The 22,483-nt window shown below is 32.1% G+C and carries 15 protein-coding genes; 4 read left to right on the top strand and 11 right to left on the bottom strand.

Annotated features, from left to right (window positions below; genetic code table 11):
* Positions 1–67: 67 nt before the first annotated feature.
* Together ACFSSB_RS13530 and ACFSSB_RS13525 are read right to left on the bottom strand one after the other, a co-directional pair.
* A complete protein-coding gene (locus tag ACFSSB_RS13530; RefSeq protein WP_379905148.1) occupies positions 68–997 on the bottom strand; it encodes a mevalonate kinase family protein in 930 nt (309 codons plus the stop codon).
* Positions 998–1,060: 63 nt separating this feature from the next.
* Positions 1,061–2,143, bottom strand: coding sequence for a diphosphomevalonate/mevalonate 3,5-bisphosphate decarboxylase family protein (locus tag ACFSSB_RS13525; RefSeq protein WP_379905146.1), 1,083 nt, complete (start codon positions 2,141–2,143; stop codon positions 1,061–1,063).
* 90 nt (positions 2,144–2,233) lie between these two features.
* Here ACFSSB_RS13525 and ACFSSB_RS13520 point away from each other — a divergent pair, with 90 nt between their 5' ends.
* A complete protein-coding gene (locus tag ACFSSB_RS13520) occupies positions 2,234–2,794 on the top strand; it encodes a TetR/AcrR family transcriptional regulator (RefSeq protein WP_379905144.1) in 561 nt (186 codons plus the stop codon).
* Between the two features lie 7 nt (positions 2,795–2,801).
* Here the strand turns inward: ACFSSB_RS13520 and ACFSSB_RS13515 are convergent, their stop codons facing one another.
* Together ACFSSB_RS13515 and ACFSSB_RS13510 are read right to left on the bottom strand one after the other, a co-directional pair.
* Positions 2,802–3,332 (bottom strand): DUF1697 domain-containing protein, encoded by a 531-nt coding sequence (locus ACFSSB_RS13515; protein WP_379905142.1) that lies wholly within the window; start codon positions 3,330–3,332, stop codon positions 2,802–2,804.
* Between the two features lies 1 nt (position 3,333).
* On the bottom strand, positions 3,334–4,545 hold the full coding sequence (locus tag ACFSSB_RS13510; protein ID WP_379905140.1) for a BaiN/RdsA family NAD(P)/FAD-dependent oxidoreductase: 1,212 nt from the start codon (positions 4,543–4,545) through the stop codon (positions 3,334–3,336).
* Between the two features lie 35 nt (positions 4,546–4,580).
* Here ACFSSB_RS13510 and ACFSSB_RS13505 point away from each other — a divergent pair, with 35 nt between their 5' ends.
* The gene (locus ACFSSB_RS13505) at positions 4,581–5,435 is read left to right on the top strand and encodes a hypothetical protein (RefSeq protein ID WP_379905138.1); all 855 of its coding nucleotides are present in this window, start codon (positions 4,581–4,583) and stop codon (positions 5,433–5,435) included.
* A 117-nt stretch (positions 5,436–5,552) separates the two neighbouring features.
* On the top strand, positions 5,553–6,749 hold the full coding sequence (locus tag ACFSSB_RS13500; protein WP_379905136.1) for a Pycsar system effector family protein: 1,197 nt from the start codon (positions 5,553–5,555) through the stop codon (positions 6,747–6,749).
* Here ACFSSB_RS13500 and ACFSSB_RS13495 read toward each other — a convergent pair.
* A complete protein-coding gene (locus tag ACFSSB_RS13495; protein WP_379905134.1) occupies positions 6,746–9,118 on the bottom strand; it encodes a GAF domain-containing protein in 2,373 nt (790 codons plus the stop codon). The two genes, ACFSSB_RS13500 and ACFSSB_RS13495, sit on opposite strands and share 4 nt — an antisense overlap.
* A 189-nt stretch (positions 9,119–9,307) precedes the next feature.
* On the opposite strand from ACFSSB_RS13495, the gene ACFSSB_RS13490 reads away from it, so the two are divergent.
* The gene (locus ACFSSB_RS13490; RefSeq protein WP_379905132.1) at positions 9,308–10,900 is read left to right on the top strand and encodes a Kelch repeat-containing protein; all 1,593 of its coding nucleotides are present in this window, start codon (positions 9,308–9,310) and stop codon (positions 10,898–10,900) included.
* 107 nt (positions 10,901–11,007) lie between these two features.
* On the opposite strand, the gene ACFSSB_RS13485 is transcribed toward ACFSSB_RS13490, so the two are convergent.
* The 6 genes from ACFSSB_RS13485 to ACFSSB_RS13460 form a co-directional block, all read right to left on the bottom strand.
* Entirely contained in the window at positions 11,008–11,430 is a 423-nt protein-coding gene (locus ACFSSB_RS13485) for a hypothetical protein (RefSeq protein ID WP_379905130.1), read from the bottom strand.
* 11 nt (positions 11,431–11,441) lie between these two features.
* A complete protein-coding gene (locus tag ACFSSB_RS13480; RefSeq protein ID WP_379905128.1) occupies positions 11,442–12,863 on the bottom strand; it encodes an alpha-amylase family glycosyl hydrolase in 1,422 nt (473 codons plus the stop codon).
* Between the two features lie 8 nt (positions 12,864–12,871).
* On the bottom strand, positions 12,872–14,545 hold the full coding sequence (locus ACFSSB_RS13475) for an alpha-amylase family glycosyl hydrolase (RefSeq protein ID WP_379905126.1): 1,674 nt from the start codon (positions 14,543–14,545) through the stop codon (positions 12,872–12,874).
* 7 nt (positions 14,546–14,552) lie between these two features.
* Positions 14,553–18,032 carry a TIM-barrel domain-containing protein gene (locus ACFSSB_RS13470; RefSeq protein ID WP_379905124.1) on the bottom strand — a complete coding sequence of 1,160 codons (3,480 nt, stop codon included), beginning with the start codon at positions 18,030–18,032 and terminating at the stop codon, positions 14,553–14,555.
* A 49-nt stretch (positions 18,033–18,081) separates the two neighbouring features.
* Positions 18,082–20,001 carry a glycoside hydrolase family 13 protein gene (locus ACFSSB_RS13465; protein ID WP_379905122.1) on the bottom strand — a complete coding sequence of 640 codons (1,920 nt, stop codon included), beginning with the start codon at positions 19,999–20,001 and terminating at the stop codon, positions 18,082–18,084.
* Positions 20,002–20,094: 93 nt separating this feature from the next.
* Positions 20,095–22,401: a glycoside hydrolase family 65 protein gene (locus ACFSSB_RS13460; RefSeq protein ID WP_379905120.1), complete on the bottom strand. Its 2,307-nt coding sequence runs from the start codon at positions 22,399–22,401 to the stop codon at positions 20,095–20,097.
* Positions 22,402–22,483: the final 82 nt, after the last annotated feature.

Below are 22,483 nucleotides of genomic sequence, written 5' to 3'. Positions count from 1 at the left end.
GATTAATGAGAATCTAAAAAAAGGCACTTAAAGCAAATCTAATGATTCTTTAAGAGTTAAGCGAACTTTAGAAGTTATAAACTACTTCTAGCTTATACGCTTTAAGCGATTGTTTTGCTTTTTCAAAATTTTCTGTAAAGCCTAAAATATAGCCTCCACCACCAGAACCGCAAAGTTTTAAGTAGTACTCATTGGTATCAATTCCTTTTTTCCAAAGTTCATGAAACTGGTTTGGTATCATAGGTTTAAAGTTGTTTAAAACTACTTTAGATAGTTGCTTGGTATTTTTAAATAAAGATTTTATATCTCCTTTTAAAAAATCGTCTACACAAGCATCTGTATGTTTTATAAATTGGTCTTTTAGCATACTACGAAAACCTTCTTGTTTCATGTTTTCCATAAAAATGCTAACCATTGGAGCCGTTTCTCCTATAATTCCGCTATCTAATAAAAACACAGCTCCTTTGCCATCTGTAGTTTGCGAAGGAATTCCTGTTGCTTCAATATTATCTTTAGAATGTATTAAAATAGGAATACTTAAATAGCTATTTAAAGGATCTAAACCAGAAGATTTACCATGAAAAAAGGATTCCATTTGAGAAAAAACACTTTTTAATTTTAGTAGTTTTTCTCGTGTTAAATTTTCTAAAACGGTTATTTTATTTTTAGCATATTTATCATAAATAGCTGCAACTAATGCACCAGAACTACCAACACCATATCCTTGAGGTATAGAAGAATCAAAGTACATACCAGCATCTACATCTTTTTGTAATGCTTCTAAGTTAAAAGCTACCACCTCTTCATTCATTTGTTTTAAATGCAATACAAAGTTTTTTAAACTTGCGTTAGAGTTTATCGCTTCTTCAGAAGGATTTTCATCCTTTTTTAATGCTCCATTATAAAAACTATAAGGAATAGATAATCCTTTAGAATCTTTAATGATTCCGTATTCACCAAACAGTAAAATTTTTGAGTAAAAAAGAGGTCCTTTCATAAATATTTTCAGCTAGTAGTATTATCGTTTACAGTAACTTATACCAAATATACGCAATTTATATTAGTTTGGTTTAGCACCAAAGCCAATCGTGTCGCAAATATAATGTCCATTTTGGCAATACGCAACTAATTCATTTTTAATAAATTCAATGCATTTTGCTTTTTCTGCCTCTGGATATAGTACATGAACATTTGCTCCAGCATCTAATGTAAAGCTAATATGCAGACTAGATTGTTTTCTAAATGCCCAAATAGCATTAATTATTTTTAGCGTATTAGGTTTCATTAAAATAAAATAAGGCATACTCGTCATCATCATAGCATGTAGCGTTAGCGCTTCGCTTTCTACTATATCTATAAATTCTTGTAAGTCTCCAGTTTTAAAAACAGACATAAGCTTTGTCATGTTTTCACTTGCTTGATCAAAACGTTGTTTTGCAAAAGGATGGTTATGCATTAAATTATGACCAACAGTACTACTTACTTGCTTTTCGCCTTTATCTACCAACAGAATAGTGTCTTGGTAATTTTTAAAATTATCGTGAACAGCATACGGATATTTTATTGCGAAAAGATTAGAACTACCTTCAATATGTTCATGGTTTCCCCAAACAATTAAATCGCCTTCAATACTTCTGCAAGCACTACCAGAACCTAATCGAGCTAAAAAAGAAGCTTTTTGATTAAAATATTCTGGAGTAATATCTGGATTCATTTGCTTTTCTATACTCATTAAACAAAGCGCCAAAGCACTCATACCAGAAGCAGAAGATGCAATTCCTGAGCTATGCGGAAAAGTGTTTTGCGTTTCAATAGTAAAATGATAGTCTTTTAAAAAAGGTAAATACGCTTCAATACGCTTAAAAAAAGTTTCAATTTTAGGTTTAAAATCAGAATTCTTTTTTCCTTCAAAAATTACATCAAAAGAAAACTGATTATCATCTTCCTTTCTATTAAAACCTAAACTAGTTATTGTTTTACAGGCATCTAGCGTGAAACTAATAGATGCATTTTCAGGAATTTGATTTTCCTTTTTCCCCCAATATTTAACAAGGGCTATATTGCTTGGTGATGACCAAGTATAGGTACCTGATTGTATATTATTATTTTGTAAAGTAGATAAAAAGGTTGCTTCTTTTGTCATTAAAATAAAATTTTAGCAAAGATAGTTTATAAATCCATTCTATTATTCACTATTTTTGATACTATTAGTATTGCATAATTAAAAATACGAATGGAAAAAGAACAACGTATTATTTTAACTACTCTAGAACTTGTAGTAAAACAAGGCTTTCACGCAACACCTATGTCTCAAGTTGCCAGAGAAGCTAATGTTGCTGTGGGTACTATTTACCATTACTTTAAAAACAAACAGCAGATTATTGAAAAAATTTTCTTGATGATTTATAAAGATTTCGGTACTGTGATGCTAACAAACATTAAACCTGCCGACGATTACAAAACACAGTTTTCAACCATGTGGCGTAATTTGTACAACTACTTTTTAAGTAATCCCTTAGCATTTTATTTTGTAGAATATGTTGGTGTTCCACCTCTTATTACACCTGAAATTGCTAAAAAATCAAAACCGTTTTATGCAGAAGTGGTAGACTTCTGTACGCAAGGTGTGCAAACAAAAAAACTAAAAAACATTGACGAGGTATTAATTACCAATTTATGTTATGGTATTATTTCATCTGCTGTAAAATTAAAAATCAAGGAAGAATTACCAATGAGCGAAAAACAAATAGACCAAACTATTGAAGCCTGTTGGAATGCTGTAAAGTATGAGTAATTACGTTTTATGTAATTAAATCTATTAGTTTTTTCATGGTTCTATAATTTCTTGCTGTTGCAGGTGTTTTTAATGCGCGTTCAAAATAATTAGCATTGAATTTCGATTTTCCGTAACCAGCTTCATTATAAAAATAGATGCAGTTGTTTATTATTTTATATTCTTCGTTTTTATATTCTTTTTTAGAAGCTAATGCTACCAAATCTTTATCTGGTGTTTCTTGAAGTAATAAAAAGTAACTTGCCTCTTTTTTTTCATTTTCAAAAGGGCAATCCTTAAAAATAGTATCGAGTTCTTGTTTTGTTTTTACTAACACAGCAACTTCAAATTGAAAATAAGACAGTATGGTTTTACCAATAATTGCTTCAATAGTTTTTGTGTTTTTTTCTGAAGACTGTAAAACTACATTTCCGCTTTGTATATAGGTTTGCACGTTTTTAAAACCTGCTTTTGTTAACCGTTCACGTAAAGTAGCCATAGGTACTTTTTTATGTCCACCAACATTAATTCCTCTTAGCAAAGCTACATACGTATACATATTATTTAGAAATGTGTTGCGAAGCAATATAGGCTCCTGTCCATGCATTTTGAAAATTAAAACCTCCTGTTATAGCGTCTACATTAATAACTTCACCAGCAAAATATAGGTTTTCATGCAGTTTACTTTCAAAGGTTTTAAAGTTAATTTCTTTTAAATCTATTCCTCCTGCAGTTACAAATTCGTCTTTAAAGGTACTCTTACCTTCTATTACAAACTGTGCTTTGGTTAATTGTGCTGCAAGTTCTTCTAGCTGTGTTTTATTTAAATCTGCCCAACGGGTTTCATCTTGAATTTTTGATGCTAGTACTAGCTGTTGCCATAAACGTTTTGGCAAATCAAACTGTGGGGCTTTTAAAACCGTTTTTTTTGCAAGGTCTAATTTTAAATTCTTTAAAACATCTAAAGCATCTAGAACCGTTTGTTTAATAAAATTAACTTCAATAGTAAAATTATAATCCAGTTTAGCAAGCTCTAAAGCACCAAAAGCAGAGAGTTTTAAAATTGCAGGAGCACTAAAACCAACATGAGTAATTAGTAACGGACCTTCTGAAAACAAAGATGTTCCTAAAACCTGTACTTCAACATTTTGAGCTACTACTCCAGGAATATTTTTTATACGTTTATCTTTACAGTTAAAAGTAAATAACGAAGGTACAGGTTGTATTACCTTATGCTGTAGTTTTTCAAGCAGCTTCCACATTTTTGGGCTACTTCCTGTTGCTACCAGTATTTTTTTTGCTGTGAATTCTTCCGATTGCGTAATAATACTCCAACCAGCTTCCTCTTTTTCAATCGCTTTTACTGTTTGGCTATACAGCACTTCTACCTGATGCTTTTTAGTTTCGTTTAAAAAACAATCTATAATGGTTTGTGAGGTATTAGATTCTGGAAACATGCGTCCATCTTCTTCTATCTTTAAAGCAACACCTCGTTCTTCAAACCAAGCAATAGTATCACCTGTCATAAATTGATGAAAAGGACCAAGTAATTCTTTTTCTCCTCTTGGGTAATTATGCACCAATTCTTGAGGAATAAACTCTGCATGTGTAACATTACAGCGTCCTCCTCCAGAAATTTTAACCTTTTGCAAACCTTCTTTTCCTTTTTCAAGTATAGCAATAGATAATTTTGGGTTTTGAACCGCAATATTAATTGCCGCAAAAAAACCTGCAGCTCCACCTCCTATAATAATAACGTCTTTTTGTTTCATACTTTTTAAAAACCACGTAAATTTAGCATTAATAAATGAAAACTGCTTTGAATAAATTCCTTATCCTAATATTATTTTTTTACGGAAGCTGTACCACAAAAAACATTGTAAATATTACCGATTTGCCTGCAGATGTAAATGAAGTTTCTGGAACCGAAATAGCCATCGATTCTGATCTTATTTGGATGGTAAATGACAGTGGTAACAAACCCAAACTTTTTGGGCTTGATGCCAAAGGAAAAATTAAAAAAGAATTAAAAATCGATGCCAAAAACCATGACTGGGAAGACTTAACAAGTGATGACCAAGGCAATCTTTATATTGGTGATTTTGGTAATAATGATAGTAAACGTAAAAATTTAACCATTTTAAAAATACAGGCTTCTAGCTTAACAAGTGATGCTACTGTTAAGGTAGAACGTATATCATTTAGTTATCCCGATCAAAAAAAATTTCCACCAAAAAAGAAACAGCTTTATTTTGACTGCGAAGCTTTCTTTTACTTCAATAAAAATTTATACTTATTTACTAAAAGTCGTGTAAAAGGAGATTTTGGCAAGACAAGTGTTTACAAAATTCCAGAAGAAGCAGGTAATCATGAAGCGCAGCTTTTAGGTTCTTTTAATAGCTGTACAGAATCTCATTGCTGGATAACCTCTGCAGACATTAGTCCTGATAAAAAAACAATGGTACTATTAAGCCAGAAAGCCGTGTTGCTTTTCACTAATTTTGAAGGAGATGATTTTTTTAATGGCACTATTAAAGAGTTTCCTTTTGAGCATATTTCGCAAAAAGAAAGCATTTGCTTTAAGGATGCAACAACGCTATATATTACGGATGAAAAAGCACATGATACAGGAGGAAACCTTTATGAGTTTCATTTTAATTAACTTTAAAAGAAACCTTTATGCACAATGAAAGTTTTACTATTTTTTTAGACTAAATGGTCTGCATATTAAACTTTAATTAAATGTTTAGTATTTTTACTTAAAATCATATTTCTTTTTATGAACCACCTAATAGCTGAAGCAGAAAAACATGTTGTTAACTTATTAAACACGCATTTAAAAAATAGCTTTGTTTACCATAATGTAACACACACCCAAAATGTTGTAAAAAACGCTATAGAATTAGCAGATTTAGCAAAAATCGATACACATTCTAAATCACTTCTAGTTATAAGTGCTTGGTTTCATGATACAGGTTTTGTTAAAAGCAATACTACACATGAAGTGCATAGTGCAGCTTATGCAACAGCATTTTTAAAAGAGCATCATTGCTCAGAAGAAGACATTAAGTTAGTATCTGACTTAATTTTAGCAACAACAATGGGTTTTAAGCCAAAAACACAGCTAGAAAAATTTATTCGCGATGCAGATTGTGCACATGTTGCAAACAAAAATTTTGAAGATGTAACCCTTCTATTAAAAAAAGAATTAGAGTTAACCAACCAAAAACAAATTACAGATATAGAGTGGCTTGAGCAAAACATTACTTTTTTTACTCAAGAGCATAAATTTAATAGTGATTTAGCAGTTTCATTATGGGAAAAAGGGAAAAGTAAAAACCTTGCTAAACTATTAAAAACCTACAGTAAAATAACAAAGGATACTTCAAGGCTAAAACAGAAAAAAGACGAATTAAAGTTTAAAAAACATAAAATAGAAATTCCTGAACGTGGTATAGAAACCATGTTTAGAGTTACCCTAAAAAACCACATTACTTTAAGTAATATTGCAGATACAAAAGCAAACATTTTACTTTCTGTAAATGCTATTATTGTGTCTTTAGTTTTAGCCAACCTTTTACCTAAACTAGATAATCCTTCTAACCAATACCTAATTTACCCAACTTTGGTTTTTGTTCTTTTTACAGTAGCTTCTATAATCTTGTCTGTTTTAGCAACTAGACCCAATATTACTAGAGGAAAATTCACTAAAGAAGATGTTGCCAACCAAAAAGTAAACCTATTGTTTTTTGGTAATTTTCATAAAATGAAATTAAATGAATTTGAATGGGCTATGGGAGAAATGATGAAAGACAAAGACTACCTATATTCTACCTTGAAAAAAGATTTGTATTTTCTAGGTTTGGTTTTAAACAAAAAATACAAAATATTACGCATTACCTACACAGTATTTATGGTAGGTATTATTTGTAGTGTATTAGCTTTTGCTATAGCTTTTAAATACGCAGGATACTAGGCTTTAATTTCTTTCATTAAATCATTATAAGTATAAAATGCCTTATCTTCTTTACTTATATGGTACAATACACTAACTTTAATAGCTTTTAAACCTGTTACAGCTTGCAAGTCTTGTAACTCTACAATTTCAACATCTGTATCTAGATAATGCTTAGATTGTAAAAACTTTATATAACGTAAATATTCTATTTCGTCTTCTTTTTGCGAGTATACAATGGTTATTTTTCCTTTTTCGGTAACTCTTTCATTGGTTCCTTTTATAAAAGCTTTATCTACGCGTTTTTTTACAATTTCATATCTGGCGTTATAGGTACCATCTACATCAAATTGCTTTTCGTCCATTCTAAAACTTATAGATAATGGTTGGTTAAAAACCAATATCATAGAGGCAACATCTAGTGCTAACGGAAAATTAGATTTCATTTGGTAATAGGCATTTTCCATTTCGCACATAACCTGTAATTGCCACAATCTTAAATTATATAAATAAATTGGATTAAAGCTATCTTCTTTAGTAATAGACTCACCAATGTACATATTATGTTCTACACCATCGGTTTTAAAACGCTCAAAATAATGCGGATACATTTTTTGTGCATCTTCTTGTTTTTCATCTAAAAGAGATGCCATTGCTTTATTAATTGCAGCAACAGTATCGTCATATTGTTTTCTATGGTTATAGACTACATTAGCTGCAGCATCAATACTTTTATAGTAGTTTTCTATTTCTAATTTTAATGATTTTTCTAAAGCTAAATGCTCTAAAAACGGTTTTATATCCTCATTAAAAAACGAAGTGATTTGCTGCTCACTATCTACTTTAAAATGATTTTCTAAACCTTTTAAATATTCATTTACTTGAAAAATAAGCTGCTCATAAATAGGAAGACTTTCTAGTTTTGAAGCACTTTCAATAATAGATTTTACAGCATTTAACTGTACTATTAAATCTTGCTTGGTAGCTTTGTTTCTAGCTTCCGAAGAACCTTTAATATCAATTTGCCCATATAATGGATAAATATTATCGAAGGCGATTTTATTAAAACTTGGCGATTTTCCTTCGGCTTGTGCTTTAATAAAATTTCTTGCTTCTTTTACAAATCGCCAATTTACACTAGAATGAATAGAAGTACATTCTTGCTGAATGATAGCTTCAATTAAATTTTCTTCTTCATTTTTTGAACGCTCTACAGCAGAAACTATAAAAGGCATAATATCTGCAAGTTTATTGGCATTTATACTGTTTAAAACTTGAGGTTTGTATGAAATAATTTCAAGAATACCCATGACTTCGTCATTGTTTGCTATAGGTGCTAAAATAGCACTTTGTATTCCTTGATTATGTAGTGTATTTATATGCGGAATTTTCCCTTTTGTTTTTTCAAACATAAGGTTAACATTAGACACTGTAAAAAACTTTTTTTCATTTAAAAGTCTGTTGTACGACCAATTACACAAAGCATCAGAACATTTTGAAGTATCTAAATCATGCAGTAAAAAACTACTTATTCCAGCACCATAAACTCGTTCAAAAACATCTTCTTCCTTATTGTAAAGAGAAAAACCTACTTGAATATCTTTTAAGCTTAATAGCGAACGAAAGATTTCATGAAATCCTTCCATAAAAGCATGGTCTTTACGTTTGTTTTCACCTATTAAAGAAGATTTTATATTAGATATAGATTGGTCATCTGTAACATCAAACATATTAGAAATTACAAAGCCCTTAAACTCATAACTATTTGGCGGAAACTTTTCTTTCCACATGTCCATATTTTCAAAGTTATCTAATAACTCATCATAATCTTGTTGTGTTATTTTTGGTGCATTTTCATTAGGAATAATTTCTGTGAAATCTGCATTATATAAAATTTTATAATAACGCATTACACCATTTACATCTGGTATTTCGTAATAAAAAGGTCTTTTAAAATCTAGAGAATAACCATAGTAAAAGTTTAAGATAATAGCGCAAAAACTAATATACCTATCGTCTTCTGGTAAGTTTTTTATTTTTAATTCAAAATCTTCTCCTGCAGTTTTAACTATAGATTTAAATCTTTCAGAAGAGTTAAAAATAACATCTTCAAAAGGTATAGATGCTGTTTTTATTTCGTTTTTAGTAAGTACAGGACTAAAAGAATCTTGTAGTAATACTTGAATTTCATTTTTATATTTTTCAAGTAATTTGTAATCAGAAAACCCTTCACGAAGCACAGGATAAGGCGCTGCAGTTTCTAAAACTCGTTTGGCTTTTTTTGCAATAAACTCATCAGCATTAGAAGCTAAATCTTCATACTGTTCTAATAGCTTATTAAAGCTAATCTTAAAGCGCATTGGTGATTCTGATGGGTAATTTTCTTTCATTTAAGACTACTTTATATATGCAAAATTACAAATTATATTTATTAGTCGAACTACCATATACATCTTAACAGTTTATTTCTAGGGCTACGCTATTTAAAAAACTCAAACTTTATGCTTCATTTTTAAATCTTCCAAATATTTTAACTAAATTTATTGATTATCAAGCTATTAAATCAAAAAACCAACCAAATGAAACGTGCAACAAAAAAAAATTCTTTATGGATTTTACTATTTCTATTTTTAAGCTTTACACCAAAACTAAAAGGACAAAATTGGTCAATAGCCAATGAAAACGAAAACTATATTGCGAGGCATGAATTTGGATTTGTACAAGCTGGTGATAAGTTTTTTATTTTTGGAGGAAGAGAATCTCCTAAAGTAGTTGAGATTTATGATTACACTTCTAACACTTGGTCTCAAGGAGCAATGGCTCCTGTAGATCTTAACCACTTTCAAGCAGTAACCTATGAAGGGCTAATTTGGGTAATTGGCGCTTTTAAAACCAACGAACCAAATCCTGAATTGTCTGCAGATTATATTTACATGTACAATCCTGCTAGTCATCAATGGATTCAAGGAATAGAATTACCATCAAATAGAAAACGTGGATCTACTGGTTTAGCCATGCATAATGGCAAATTTTACTTAGTTGGCGGAAATATGTATGGTCATAGTGGAGGCTATGTTCCTTATTTTGACGAATTTGATCCTGCTACTGGTACATTTACCGCTTTAACAGATGCTCCTCATGCTAGAGATCATTTTCAAGCCATTACCTACAATAATAAACTCTACGCTATAGGCGGAAGACTTACCGGAAGTACAGGAGGCTTATTTGCTCCGCAAGTACCAGAAGTAGATGTATATGACTTCAACTTAAATACTTGGTCTACCTTAGATGTTAGTAGTAATTTACCATACCCAAGAGCTGGAGCTGCTACTGTTTTCTTTCAAAATGAAATATATGTTATAGGAGGAGAAACTACCTATGGAAGTGCAACAGGTAATAATGGACAACGCGATATTGTTGAAGCTTTTAATCCGCTAACCGAAAGTTGGACAACTAAAGACAACTTAAATCATGACAGACATGGTATTCAAGCCATAGTTTCTGGTGATGGTATTCATGTTATTAGTGGTTCTAGTGGTGGTACTTCTATGAGAAACATGGAGTATTATAATATAAATAACCCAACCGGAAGCCCTAATATAAATAGCGTATTTGCTGCAGACCAAAACATAAAAACTTTTGATTACGGAACCGACTATGGCACAGTAACTATACCTATAACCTTATCTAACAGCCAAGGAACCACAGGAACTTATATAGATAATATTACGGTTTCTGGCACACACTATACTTTAAATGAAACCTATGCCAATATGCTTTTAGGTGCTAATCAAGATATAACTATTGAAGTAACTTTAAACAATACCTTACTCAACGAAAACAATGGTAATGTACAAGTAACGTATAACAATAATGCAACCTTAAATATAGCGCTAGAAGGAACTCTAAACCCTACCTTATCGGTTAGCAATTACAATAATTTAGACACGCTAAATATTTACCCAAACCCTGTAGAAGCAGAATTCACACTAAATAAAAGCAGTACACAATTAAGCATATTAGATGTAACAGGAAAAGTTATTAAAAAATTTATTGGTGATTTTGAATACCACCACGCTTTTAATATAACAGAATTACCACATGGTATTTATTTTATAAAAATTGAAAATGAGGTACAACAAACCAAAGTAAAGAAGATTATAAAAATGTAGCTCAAGCAACTAAAATCAAAAGCTTTTACATAAAGCTATAAAACAAAAAATCTCTTGAGGTATTGCTACTACAAGAGATTTTTATAATAAAGAGAGAGACTCTTATTTTAATTTATATATGTCCAGTTTACACCATCACTAATTACAAGCATGGTTCTTGAATGGTTTTCATACATATACACCTCAGAACTTCCTATTGTAGAATCTTTAGGAAACAATAATCCTGCTACTGTTGTTAGTTTTGCAGTAACCGAATTATTAATATTTCTAATAATATAAACTCTACCAGGAAAAACGGTTGGATCTGGCAAAACAAATTCTTGATCTTGTACTATTGGATTTATTGACAAATAAACTCCATCACCTATAATAGTAGGAGTTGCACTTCCTGTTAAAACCATGTGTTTTACAGAAAGGTTACCATTAACATCTAAAGTACTTAAAGGGTTTGTTGTACCAATACCAACTTGTGCAAAATTGGCAGTACTACATAATAACGTACAACAAATAAGAAATAGTATTTTATTCATCATTTTAAAAATTACTCTACTAATATTTTATACTCCCAAGCCTCTAAAGTAACGGTATCTTCTTGAAATTCTTCTTTAGCATTATCCATATAATTTATATAAGTTCCTTTTACTACATTATCAAAAGATTGTTCTTTATCGGTTAGGTTTGCAAGAAAAACAACTGCGCTTCCGTTTTTACTACGTTTAAATGCTAAGATATTTTCATTTGCAGTTTCTATTGTTTCAAAAGAAGCAGGTTTTTCACCTCCATGTAAAGCAGAACTTGTGTTTTTCAGTTTTCCTAATTTCTCTAACACCTTCCATGTTTTCCCTTTGGTATGCGGAAAGCTATCTTTTTCAAAAAACAATAATCTGTGGTCTAAATCATATTCTTGACCAGAATAAATTAATGGCATTCCTGGAGTTACGTAAGCTAAAGCAGTCATGGTTTCACTTGCTTCTCCCATGCGTTCTTTAATGGTACCATTCCAAGAATTTTCGTCATGGTTGGTAACAAAGTTCATTATAATATCATCTGCTTCATAACGCTCAAAGTCGGTATGTAACACCTTAGTATATTCGGTTGCATCCTTTTCTCCTTGTGCAATATGGTTCATGGCATGGTGTCTATCCCAACCATAAGCCATATCAAACAAACCGTCTTTTAATAATTCTGGTTTCCAAGCTTCAGCTAGCATAAAAATGTCTTTTTTAGCACGTAATTCTGGAATGGCTTGTTCCCAAAAATTGGTTGGCACAGAACCTGCAACATCACATCTTAAACCATCTACACCTTCTTCTGTTAACCAATAGCTCATGTCTGCAATCATTTCTTTACGCATTTCTTGGTTATCGTAATTTAAATCTGCAACATCTGTCCAATCGGTATCTTCAGGATGTACCACTTCACCTTTTTCATTTTGTGTGTAATATTCAGGATTGGTTTTTAACCAAGTATGATCCCAACCTGTGTGATTAGGTACCCAATCTAAAATCACATAAATTCCGTTATCATGTGCTGTATTTACAAGGCTTCTAAAATCTTCAATTGTACCAAATTCAGGATTGATTTTAGTAAAATCAGACACTGCATAATAGCTACCTAAATACTTGTCTTGTTCTGCTTCTGGAAAATCAGTAGCAAACTTGCTATCTTCTCCTCCTGTTGCTTTACGTTTTGTTTCTGAAATAGGAAAAACAGGCATTAACCAAATCACTTTTACACCTAATTTCTTTAACTGCGGAATGTCTTTGGTGAATGCTTCAAATGTTCCTTCTGGCGAATATTGTCTGATATTAGCCTCATAGATAACAGCTGTTTCTAAATCGGAAGATGAAATAGGTTTTATTGCTGTTTTTTCTTCTGAAACGGTCTTTATTTCTTCTTGTTTTTTCTCTTCTTTACAAGCAAACACACTTATAAATGCTAAGGATAAGATTAATTTTTTCATGAGTCTATTTAGTTTAATTCTTCTAATAATAAAATGTTTGTTTCTACTGTTATAGTGATCGTTCCGTTGGAAACTTTATAAGTTTCGCCAGAATAAAAATCTTTAATTTCTTGTCCTTCTTTAAAAACGGAAGACACCTTTATAATTTGTTCTCCTTTAGGAATATCGACACCAATAATTACTTCATCTTTAAAATTGCCTTTAGTATAACTTCTGCTAAACAGATAAGGTGCATTGCTAATCATGGTGTGCTTTCCTGCTCCAACAGAAGGATGATTACGTCTAAACTGACCTAATTTTTGCCAGTGCATTAGCAAATCTTGTTGGTGCTCCATTTCATTCCAATTCATAAAGCTTCTTAAAGTAGCATCACCAACAGTACCTTCTATGGTTAAATCTCTTGCAGACTCGTCACCATAATACACTTGAGAGGTTCCTGGAGATAGTAGTAATCGTGTTGCTGTTTCGTAGGTTTTCTCTCTGTTTTTATCAAAAGGTTGACCATCATCATGAGAGGTTAAATAGTTTAGTACACCATAATCTTTTAGATTGGTATGTAAAAGGCTATCGTATTTTTTGAATTGCGCTTCATAGGTTTGCTGAGCAGCATTCCATTTAAATTCAAAATTGATTAGACTATTAAAGGCAGCATCAAAATAGTTGACTTTTTTATCTCCAAAATCGAATGCCTTTCCTGCTGAAATTCCGTAGTTATACACTTCTCCAACCAAGTAAAACGCATTATCGTCTAATACTTTGTTTGGGTTTTGCTTTTTAAATTCCGCGAAAGCGTTATCACAAACCGATTTAAACTCTTGCCAAACATAAGCTTCGGTATGTTTTACAGTATCTACTCTATAACCATCAATACCAAAATCTGTGATATAATCACTTAACCATTTCATGATATAAAAACGAGGAGCACGAGGATATCCTGTGGCTTTAAAAAAAGCATCTAGTTCTGCAACTTCTTCTTCATATCTACCTTCTGCTTTCCATTTATCGGTTAATTGCGATGGTAATTCTACAGCCTCATTACTTTCGGTTTTTATATCTGGAAGGTTTTTTACCAAGGTACAAGTTACCGTGTTTTGGTAATTATCATAACTACATTGAGGTTCTGTTCTTACCCAATCGCTTGGCCAAACAGGATCTTGATCTGTAACAGGACCTGTGTGATTAATTACTGCATCTAGCAACACACGAATGCCTTTTTTATGTGCAGCTTCGACCAAATTTTTAAGGTCTTCTTTGGTTCCTAAATTGGCGTCAATATTGGTCCAATCTTTAGTCCAATAGCCATGAAAACCATAGGTTAATCCTGTACCTTCATCTGTTCCTCCATGAATTTGCTCTACAATTGGTGACATCCAAATGGCATTGATTCCTAAATTAGTAAAATAACCATCTTCAATTTTTTGGGTGATTCCTTTTAAATCTCCACCTTCAAAACCACGTAAAACACCTGTTTCTTTAGTTCTGTTGTAATTTATGTCATTGGTTTTATCGCCATTATTAAAACGATCTGTCAACAAAAAATACAAGTTTGCAGCTTCCCAAACAAAAGGTGTTTTAACTACTTCTTTATTTTGGTTTACAGCTATATCTTGATTTGCTTTTTTATCGGTTTTACAACTGAAAGCAAGAATAACTATTGCAATTAAAAGTATGTTTTTTTTCATGTTATACTTAATATTTAATTTGTGTTTCTACTTCATTTGAAGTATTCCAATTCACCTGAAAAGTCAATGTTTTTAGAACTTCATTATAGTTAAACTCTATTTTTTTTCTGTTGAATTTTATGCGTTTTGGTGACTTTGGGAAATTGTGAATTATAACATCTATTGTTTTGGTTGAAGCTAGAAAATCAACACCTGTATCTGCTTGAAAATCGAATTTTAAAGATGTATTCGTTGTTTCTGCTTTAAATTGAAGAATTTCATAGTTTCCTTTTTCAAAGGCATTTTTTGTTGCTCCATCATCATTATACATTTTGCGAGTACTTTTTGCTACAGAAGCATCAAAATAATAATGCAAGTCTAAATTAGTTCCGTTATACTCTGCAGTACTTTGCATGGCTTTTGCAGTAGGAATAAATGCACCACCACGAACGTAAGTTGGTATATAATTTTCTTCTGTTTTTACAGAAAGGGTTTGTCCTCCTACTACTTTTTTATTGGTATAAAAATCAAACCAATTACTGTTTTTTGGGAAGTAAACTTCCGCTTCTTTTTGTTCTGGATTTACAATTGGAGTGATAAGAAAATCATTTCCCCAAAGGTAAGTAGACACTATAGTTTGCAACTTGGCATTGTCTTCCTCTTCAAAAAATAAGGCTCGCATTAAAGGTGCTCCTGTTTGGTTATTTTCAAACACTAAATTGTAATTATATGGCAATAACTTATAGCGTAACTCGATTGCTTGTTTGGCTAACGCTTTGGCTTTATCGCTTCTAAAAACAGGTTCTGCAGGTACTTCCTCTTGTGCATGTGGTCTATAAATAGGTTGAAAAACGCCATATTGCAACCATCGTGCATACAGTTCGTCATCTAAATTATTACCAGCAAATCCTCCTAAATCACTATGCATATATGCCAAACCTTGTAGTCCCATTTGCAATGCAATTTCTGGCTGACTTTGTAATCCTCCCCAAGTTCTGTTGACATCTCCTGACCAAGGAATCATACCAAAACGTTGCGAACCAGAACTTCCTGCACGCATTAAAATAAAGGGTCTTGTATTTGGGCTATTTTCAGTGTACATCTCTTGTACTAATGCTGCCCAATGATGACCATAAATATTATGAACCTCATCTGCTGTTCCTGTAGCATGAAGTAAGGCTTTTGGATGCACTTCTGGTTCTCCTAAATCTCCCCAAACACCAGAAACACCTAAACGAGATAAGTCTTTATAAATATTTTGAAACCATTGTTTTCCTTTTGGGTTGAAAATATCTATCAAACCTGTGTTACCAAAATAGAAATCGAATGTAAACGGGTTTCCAACAGAGTCTTTGGCAAGCACATCGGCTTTAACAGCTTCCTCCCAACGACTAGAAGTGGTTAACACAAAAGGCTCAGTTACCAAAACGGTTTTTACATTATCGTCTTTTAACCCTTTTATCATCTGTTTTGGATTAGGAAAAGAATCGCGATCAAATGCTAAATTCCCCATAGTGCCTTGAATGGTTTTTCCGAACCAGAAAATATCAATAATTACAGCATCTAACGGAATATTTTCGTCTCTAAATTTTTGAACGGTTTGCGTGACTTCTTCTTGCGAATGGTAGCCAAATCGACTAGAAAAATTACCCAAAGCCCAACGTGGTGGCATGGGTTGCGTTCCTGTTAGTTTTGTATAGTTTTTAGTTACATCTAACCAAGAATTCCCGACCACAACTTGATAGGTTTTTCTACCAGAAATGGTTTCGTAGGTTAATGTATTATCTGCGTTGCTATCTAAATCTAAAAAGCCAATTGGTGCGTTATCAAAATGAATGAGATACTTATTAGAAGAAACCACAATTGGCATGGTGTAATTCATCAATTCACTTCTATCTTCATACCCATAATGAGCTTTGTTGTACAATTCTAAACGATTTCCTCTTCGGTTCATACCTAAAGCTCTTGCACCTCCACCATATAACACTTCATCTGGTTTTAGATTAAAACTAATGGTTTCAAACTCGTCTGTTTTTTGATAGCTATTTTTTACAGAAGTGACTTCTTTTCCGTCCTTCCAATAGGAAATATGAAAAGGTACTTTGGTGATTTTTACAGCTAATTGCTTTGATTTAAAAGTGATTTCGTCTTCTGTTTCATTAAAAATTACATCTGAAAAAGCTTTGTTTAAAACTACAGCATGTGATTTTTTATTCCTTACTGTTTCACCAGTTGGAAGAAAAGTAGTTTCTATTATTTCTGGAGTATAAAATTGCATTGTATAGTTTCCATCAGAAACTTTTAGCTCCAATTGATTATTAGAGATATTTGCAGAAACAAATTCTCTTTTTTTAATGGCATCTTGAAATAACCATGTAATAGCTTCTTCAAAATTGTTTCGCCATAAAGCTTCATTATGCTTGCCTTCTGGTACTACTTTAGACTGTATGTTTTTTTCAGGAAAACCGTTATTTTTCAATACAGTTATCATGTTATTCATGTCTGTAACTGTCTGACTAATTTCTACTCTTGAAGTATTTGTTCCTTCTTTTCCACCTGCTAATAAATACATTTTAGTATCGTTTATATTAGCATGCTGTTTTGTATAATCATTTACCTCTGGAGCAAACCAAAATGCAGGAGAATACACACCAACCTTACCAAAAACCTTAGGATATTTTAAGGCAGCATAATGTGAAATTAATCCTCCCATTGAGCTACCAAAAATGGCTGTATTGCTTTTATCTTTTTTGGTGTTAAAATTAGAATCTATATAAGGTTTTAAAGTATTTACTATAAAATCTAGATAAGCATCTCCTTCTCCTCCACCATATTCTGGATGCGTCCAAGGGGAATATTCATCAAGACGCTTGGAGTCGCCATGATCTACACCAACAACAATAAGTTTTAGGTTGTCTTTAAATAATTTATCTAAAGTTTCGTCTACTTGCCACTCGCCATAACCAGAAGTTTTGGTGTCAAACAGATTTTGCCCATCATGCATATAAACCACAGGATATTTTTCATTAGATGTTTTATAATCTGCAGGAAGATACATCCAAACACGACGCTTTCTGTTTAGTTGTGGTATATAAAATTCTTCAGAAAGAATGCTTACATTTTTTGAAGCTGTAGAAGCTTCTTCAACAGTAAATAAATGGCTCCAACCTGCAATTTTTACTTTTAGGGTATCGTTTGGTTTATTAAATTTATGGATACGATTATCTATTTTCAACCCTTTGTTGGTACATTCTGATGTTTCCCAATTTCCTAAGGTGAACTTGAATAGAATACGTTGTTCAGTTTTAGGAAGCGTTATTTGATACTGTCCATTAACGTTTTGTAATTGGTAATCTTTATTTCCTCCAGACCAACCTTCAAAATCTCCTGAAACAAAGATAGAAGCATCTTTTGGTGTGTCTTCTGGAAGTGCATCAACTATAATTGTAACCTGAGCAAAGGTGAATTGAAATAGTAAAAAGTATAGTATGTATAATAATTTTTTCATGTTTAATCTTTAAAAGTAGATTCCGCATCAAGTGCCGAATGACAAACAATTATATTTTTGTGGTTAGCAACAAACTTCCTCTTTGGTTTAAGATAATTTCATCTTCCCATACAAAAGTTTCATTAGTTACTATATTTTTTAATGTTTTTCCGTTTAAACCAATTTCTGCATAGCGCTTTAAATCGATGCTAATTGGTTGTTCGTTTTTATTAATGATGTGCACAAAAGTTTCTTCTTCTGTAACTCTAAACAAAAAATAGGTTCCTAAAAAAGGTGCAAAATGAATGGTTTTTCCATGATGAATGGCAGCGCTAGACTTTCTATAATTCAATATTTTTTTAAGGAATAACTGCATGTCTTTTTGGGTATTGGTTAAACCTTCGCCTGTAAAAGCATTTACAGCATCATCTTGCCAACCACCTGGAAAATCGGAACGAATTAAACCATGATCTCCTGGTTTTTTAAAATCGTTCATTAAAATTTCTGTACCATAATATATTTGTGGAATTCTTGGTAGAGCCAACACATAACTAAGTGCCATTTTGGTATTTGGCACATCACCTTTTAGTTGCGTAAAAATGCGACTCATATCATGATTATCTGGAAAAATCATAATGTCTTTTGGTGATGCGTATGCAAAATCATTTGCAAGACCTTCGTAGGTTTTCACCAATCCAGCATCCCATTTTTCTTCTTCGTTAAAAGCATCTACAATATTTTTTTGCATGGCAAAATCCATAGTAGATTTTAAATGCGATTGGTAACCATCTTTATTTTTTTGTCCTTCTTGCCAATAGCCAATTAGTAATGGGTTGGTACTCCATTCTTCACCAACAATTGAAAAATTAGGATATTCATTCATGATCGCTCTAGCCCAATTAGACATAAAGGTTTTATCTGGATATGGATAGGTATCTTGACGAATTCCGCTAAGGTTTAAAGTTTCTACCCACCAAATACTATTTTGAATAATATAATTTGCCATAAACGGATTGCGCTGGTTTAAATCTGGCATTGCAGAAACAAACCAACCTTCTGCCATTTCTTTTTTATCACGCTTAGAAGCATATAAATCTTGATTGCTTGTTCGTCTGTGATTAGAGTTATTTAAAGGTTTATTATTCTCAAAACTTTCTTGTTGATTTATCCAGTTTTTAAATGGTAAATCTTGCATCCACCAATGTGCATTACCACAATGGTTAGCCACTTGATCCATGATAAGTCCAATATTTTTCTCTTTGGCTTTGCTTGCTAATTCTTTGTACTCATTTAGTGTACCATAACGAGGATCGACTTGGTAAAAATCGGTCATGGCATAACCATGATATGAAGATTCTTGCATGTCATTAGTTAATAAAGGACAAGGCCAAATTTGAGTAAAACCCATTTGTTCTATATAATCTAAATGCTGAATAATGCCTTGTAAATCTCCACCATGACGAGCATAATCTTCTTTTCTATTAATGGTTTTCTCCTTTAAATTCTCATTAATATCATTAGAAGAATCACCATTAGCAAAACGATCTGGAGTGATTAAATAAATGGCATCACTACTATTAAAACCTTGATATTTGGCAGCTTCTTGCTCTCTATCTTTTAAGGAATAGGTTTGCACGAGCTCTTTACCATCTTTATATTTAAAATGGATATTGAATTGTCCTGCTTTGGTATTTTCTGCAATATGAAGATCTAAAAACAAGTAGTTAGGACTATCTGCTTTATGAACTTTTGCAATAGAAACACCTGAATAATGAATGCTAGGTTCCGCTTCCGAAATATTAGGATGTTTCACTAATAACTGTAATTGTTGGTTTTTAAAACCAATCCACCAGTTTGGTGGTTCTACTCGTTCAATTTCCCTTTTTACGTTAGAAACAATTTCTGTAGTTGTAGTTGGGTTTGAAGCCTTTTTACAAGACACACTAATACTAATAAATAGGACTAATAATATGTGTATGTTTAGCTTCATTTTTTAATTGTATATAAACCTGCAAGATTCTGGATACTAAAACAAGTTTGGCACTTGGTCTTGCAGGTTTGTGTTACATTATTATGGTTTGGTTTATACTTTAATCAAGTTATTTGGCGAGATTGTTATTTGTTTATTGTTTACAACAATATCTAAATCGGTATCACCTTCTAACTCAAAAGTTGTCTCTTTTTGCGAAACGTTTACTTTTAAAATTTGCTCTCTAAAGTTTACTTTAAACGAATAAGCTTGCCATTCTTTTGGAATTCGAGGTTCAAAGTTTAGCATATCTTCTTTCACACGCATTCCACCAAAACCTTCAACAATACTCATCCAGGTTCCTGCCATAGATGTAATATGTAAACCTTCTTCTACTTCTTTATTATAGTCGTCTAGATCTAAACGTGAGGTACGTAAATAGAAAGTATACGCTTGCTCCATTTGGTCTAATTTAGCCGCTTGAATACTGTGTACACAAGGTGACAACGAGCTTTCATGTACTGTAAATGGTTCGTAAAAATCAAAATGACGCTTTAGTTCTTCTATTGAAAAATGATCTTCGAAGAAATAAAAACCTTGTAAAGTATCTGCTTGTTTAATGTAAGGCGAACGTAAAATACGATCCCAACTCCATTTTTGATTTATAGGTCTATCTTCTTGAGGTAAATCTGCAACAGTAATTAATTCTTTATCTAAAAAGCCATCTTGTTGTAAGTATATTTGATGTTTTTCAGAATATGGAAAATACATATTATCTGCTACTTTTTGCCACTCTTGAAGTTCTTTGTCTGTAATTTTTGTTTTGCCAGAAACACGTAAATAATCGTCATGATAACCCTCTTTTACTTTTTCAATATTTTCTAAGGCATAATCAATACACCATTTTGCTAAATAGTTAGTATACCAATTGTTATTGATATTATTTTCATACTCATTAGGACCAGTAACACCTAAAATAACGTATTTATTTCTAGCTTCTGAGAACGTTGCACGTTGCTGCCAAAATCTAGCAATACCTATAAGTACTTCTAACCCCATTTCTGGAATATAACTAAAGTCTCCTGTATAACGATAGTAGTTAAAAATGGCAAAAGCAATGGCTCCGTTTCTATGAATTTCTTCAAAAGTAATTTCCCATTCGTTATGGCATTCTTCACCATTCATCGTTACCATTGGGTACAATGCTGCTCCGTTTTTAAAGCCTAATTTTTCAGCATTTTCTATCGCTTTTTCTAAATGGTTATAACGGTATTTTAATAAATTTCTAGCTACATTTTCATTTTTGGTAGCCATATAAAAAGGAATACAGTACGCTTCGGTATCCCAATAGGTGCTTCCTCCATATTTTTCGCCTGTAAAACCTTTTGGACCTATATTTAAGGTAGAATCTTTACCTAAATAGGTTTGGTTTAATTGAAAAATATTAAAACGAATACCTTGTTGTGCTTTTACGTCACCATCAATAGTGATGTCTGACATTTCCCAGATTTTAGACCAAGCCTCTTTTTGTTTTTCTAAAAGCGTGGTAAACCCATGTTCTATAACGGTTTCTAAAACGTTTTTAGCTGCAGAAACCAATTGACTTCTTTCTAGTTTTCTGTCTACAGTATATCCTCCAAATTTATGAATACTTGCCGTTTCTCCAGCAGCAACATGTACTGTGTAGTGAAATGCAATGGCGTTAGACTCTCTTTTTATTTCAGGTTTTTGGTCTTGTTTTTCATTATTTACAAAAACAGAAGACTCCATAAATGTACAGGTATAAAATTCTGTTTTCATGGTTTTAGCTTCAATGAAAGCTTTTTCACCTTCTATGGTAATTTGTAATGTGTCCCAAAACTTATCATCCCAATTGGTATCTTCATTTGTAATACCAGAATCTAAATAAGGTTGAAAAGTAATTTCGGCATCACTATTTAGTGGTTTTACTTGGTATTTAATAGCACCAACCTCATCTAAATCTAAACTAAGAAAACGTTTTGTAGAAACTTCTACTTGTATGTTATTTGGAAGCGTTGCCTCAAAACTTCTTGACAACCATCCTTCTTTCATATTTAACTCTCTACGAAAGTTTTTTACTTCTTTACAGGTAAATAAATCTAGAGGTTCTTTATTTACAAGCACATTAATTCCTATCCAACTTGGTGCATTAAGCACTTTGGCAAAATATTCTGGATAGCCATTTTTCCACCAACCTACTCTAGTTTTATCTGGATAATATACACCTGCAATGTAGCTTCCTTGAAATGTTGGCCCTGAATATTGTTCTTCAAAATTAGCGCGTTGTCCCATTGCTCCATTTCCGATACTAAATATACTTTCTGAAGACTTCACATTATCTGCGTTAAAGCCTTCTTCAATAATAGACCAATTGTCTGGTTTTATATAATCTAAATTCATTGTAATCTTATATTGTCACTCCTTTTTTAAAGGAAATATTATTATTTAAAATGAAAGTCACCTGTTAAGTTTTCTCTTAGTT

The organism is Lacinutrix gracilariae (genome assembly GCF_042684485.1).
Lineage (GTDB): Bacteria > Bacteroidota > Bacteroidia > Flavobacteriales > Flavobacteriaceae > Oceanihabitans > Oceanihabitans gracilariae.
The sequence above is the reverse complement of the archived record's forward strand: the minus strand, read 5'-3'. Positions and strand labels throughout refer to the sequence as shown.

What these genes read in the sequence shown, in the direction of transcription:
- ACFSSB_RS13530 (WP_379905148.1), bottom strand. Translation starts at nt 997, where the DNA reads ATGAAAGGACCTCTTTTTTACTCAAAAATTTTACTGTTTGGTGAATAC.
- ACFSSB_RS13525 (WP_379905146.1), bottom strand. Translation starts at nt 2,143, where the DNA reads ATGACAAAAGAAGCAACCTTTTTATCTACTTTACAAAATAATAATATA.
- ACFSSB_RS13520 (WP_379905144.1), top strand. Translation starts at nt 2,234, where the DNA reads ATGGAAAAAGAACAACGTATTATTTTAACTACTCTAGAACTTGTAGTA.
- ACFSSB_RS13515 (WP_379905142.1), bottom strand. Translation starts at nt 3,332, where the DNA reads ATGTATACGTATGTAGCTTTGCTAAGAGGAATTAATGTTGGTGGACAT.
- ACFSSB_RS13510 (WP_379905140.1), bottom strand. Translation starts at nt 4,545, where the DNA reads ATGAAACAAAAAGACGTTATTATTATAGGAGGTGGAGCTGCAGGTTTT.
- ACFSSB_RS13505 (WP_379905138.1), top strand. Translation starts at nt 4,581, where the DNA reads ATGAAAACTGCTTTGAATAAATTCCTTATCCTAATATTATTTTTTTAC.
- ACFSSB_RS13500 (WP_379905136.1), top strand. Translation starts at nt 5,553, where the DNA reads ATGAACCACCTAATAGCTGAAGCAGAAAAACATGTTGTTAACTTATTA.
- ACFSSB_RS13495 (WP_379905134.1), bottom strand. Translation starts at nt 9,118, where the DNA reads ATGAAAGAAAATTACCCATCAGAATCACCAATGCGCTTTAAGATTAGC.
- ACFSSB_RS13490 (WP_379905132.1), top strand. Translation starts at nt 9,308, where the DNA reads ATGAAACGTGCAACAAAAAAAAATTCTTTATGGATTTTACTATTTCTA.
- ACFSSB_RS13485 (WP_379905130.1), bottom strand. Translation starts at nt 11,430, where the DNA reads ATGAATAAAATACTATTTCTTATTTGTTGTACGTTATTATGTAGTACT.
- ACFSSB_RS13480 (WP_379905128.1), bottom strand. Translation starts at nt 12,863, where the DNA reads ATGAAAAAATTAATCTTATCCTTAGCATTTATAAGTGTGTTTGCTTGT.
- ACFSSB_RS13475 (WP_379905126.1), bottom strand. Translation starts at nt 14,545, where the DNA reads ATGAAAAAAAACATACTTTTAATTGCAATAGTTATTCTTGCTTTCAGT.
- ACFSSB_RS13470 (WP_379905124.1), bottom strand. Translation starts at nt 18,032, where the DNA reads ATGAAAAAATTATTATACATACTATACTTTTTACTATTTCAATTCACC.
- ACFSSB_RS13465 (WP_379905122.1), bottom strand. Translation starts at nt 20,001, where the DNA reads ATGAAGCTAAACATACACATATTATTAGTCCTATTTATTAGTATTAGT.
- ACFSSB_RS13460 (WP_379905120.1), bottom strand. Translation starts at nt 22,401, where the DNA reads ATGAATTTAGATTATATAAAACCAGACAATTGGTCTATTATTGAAGAA.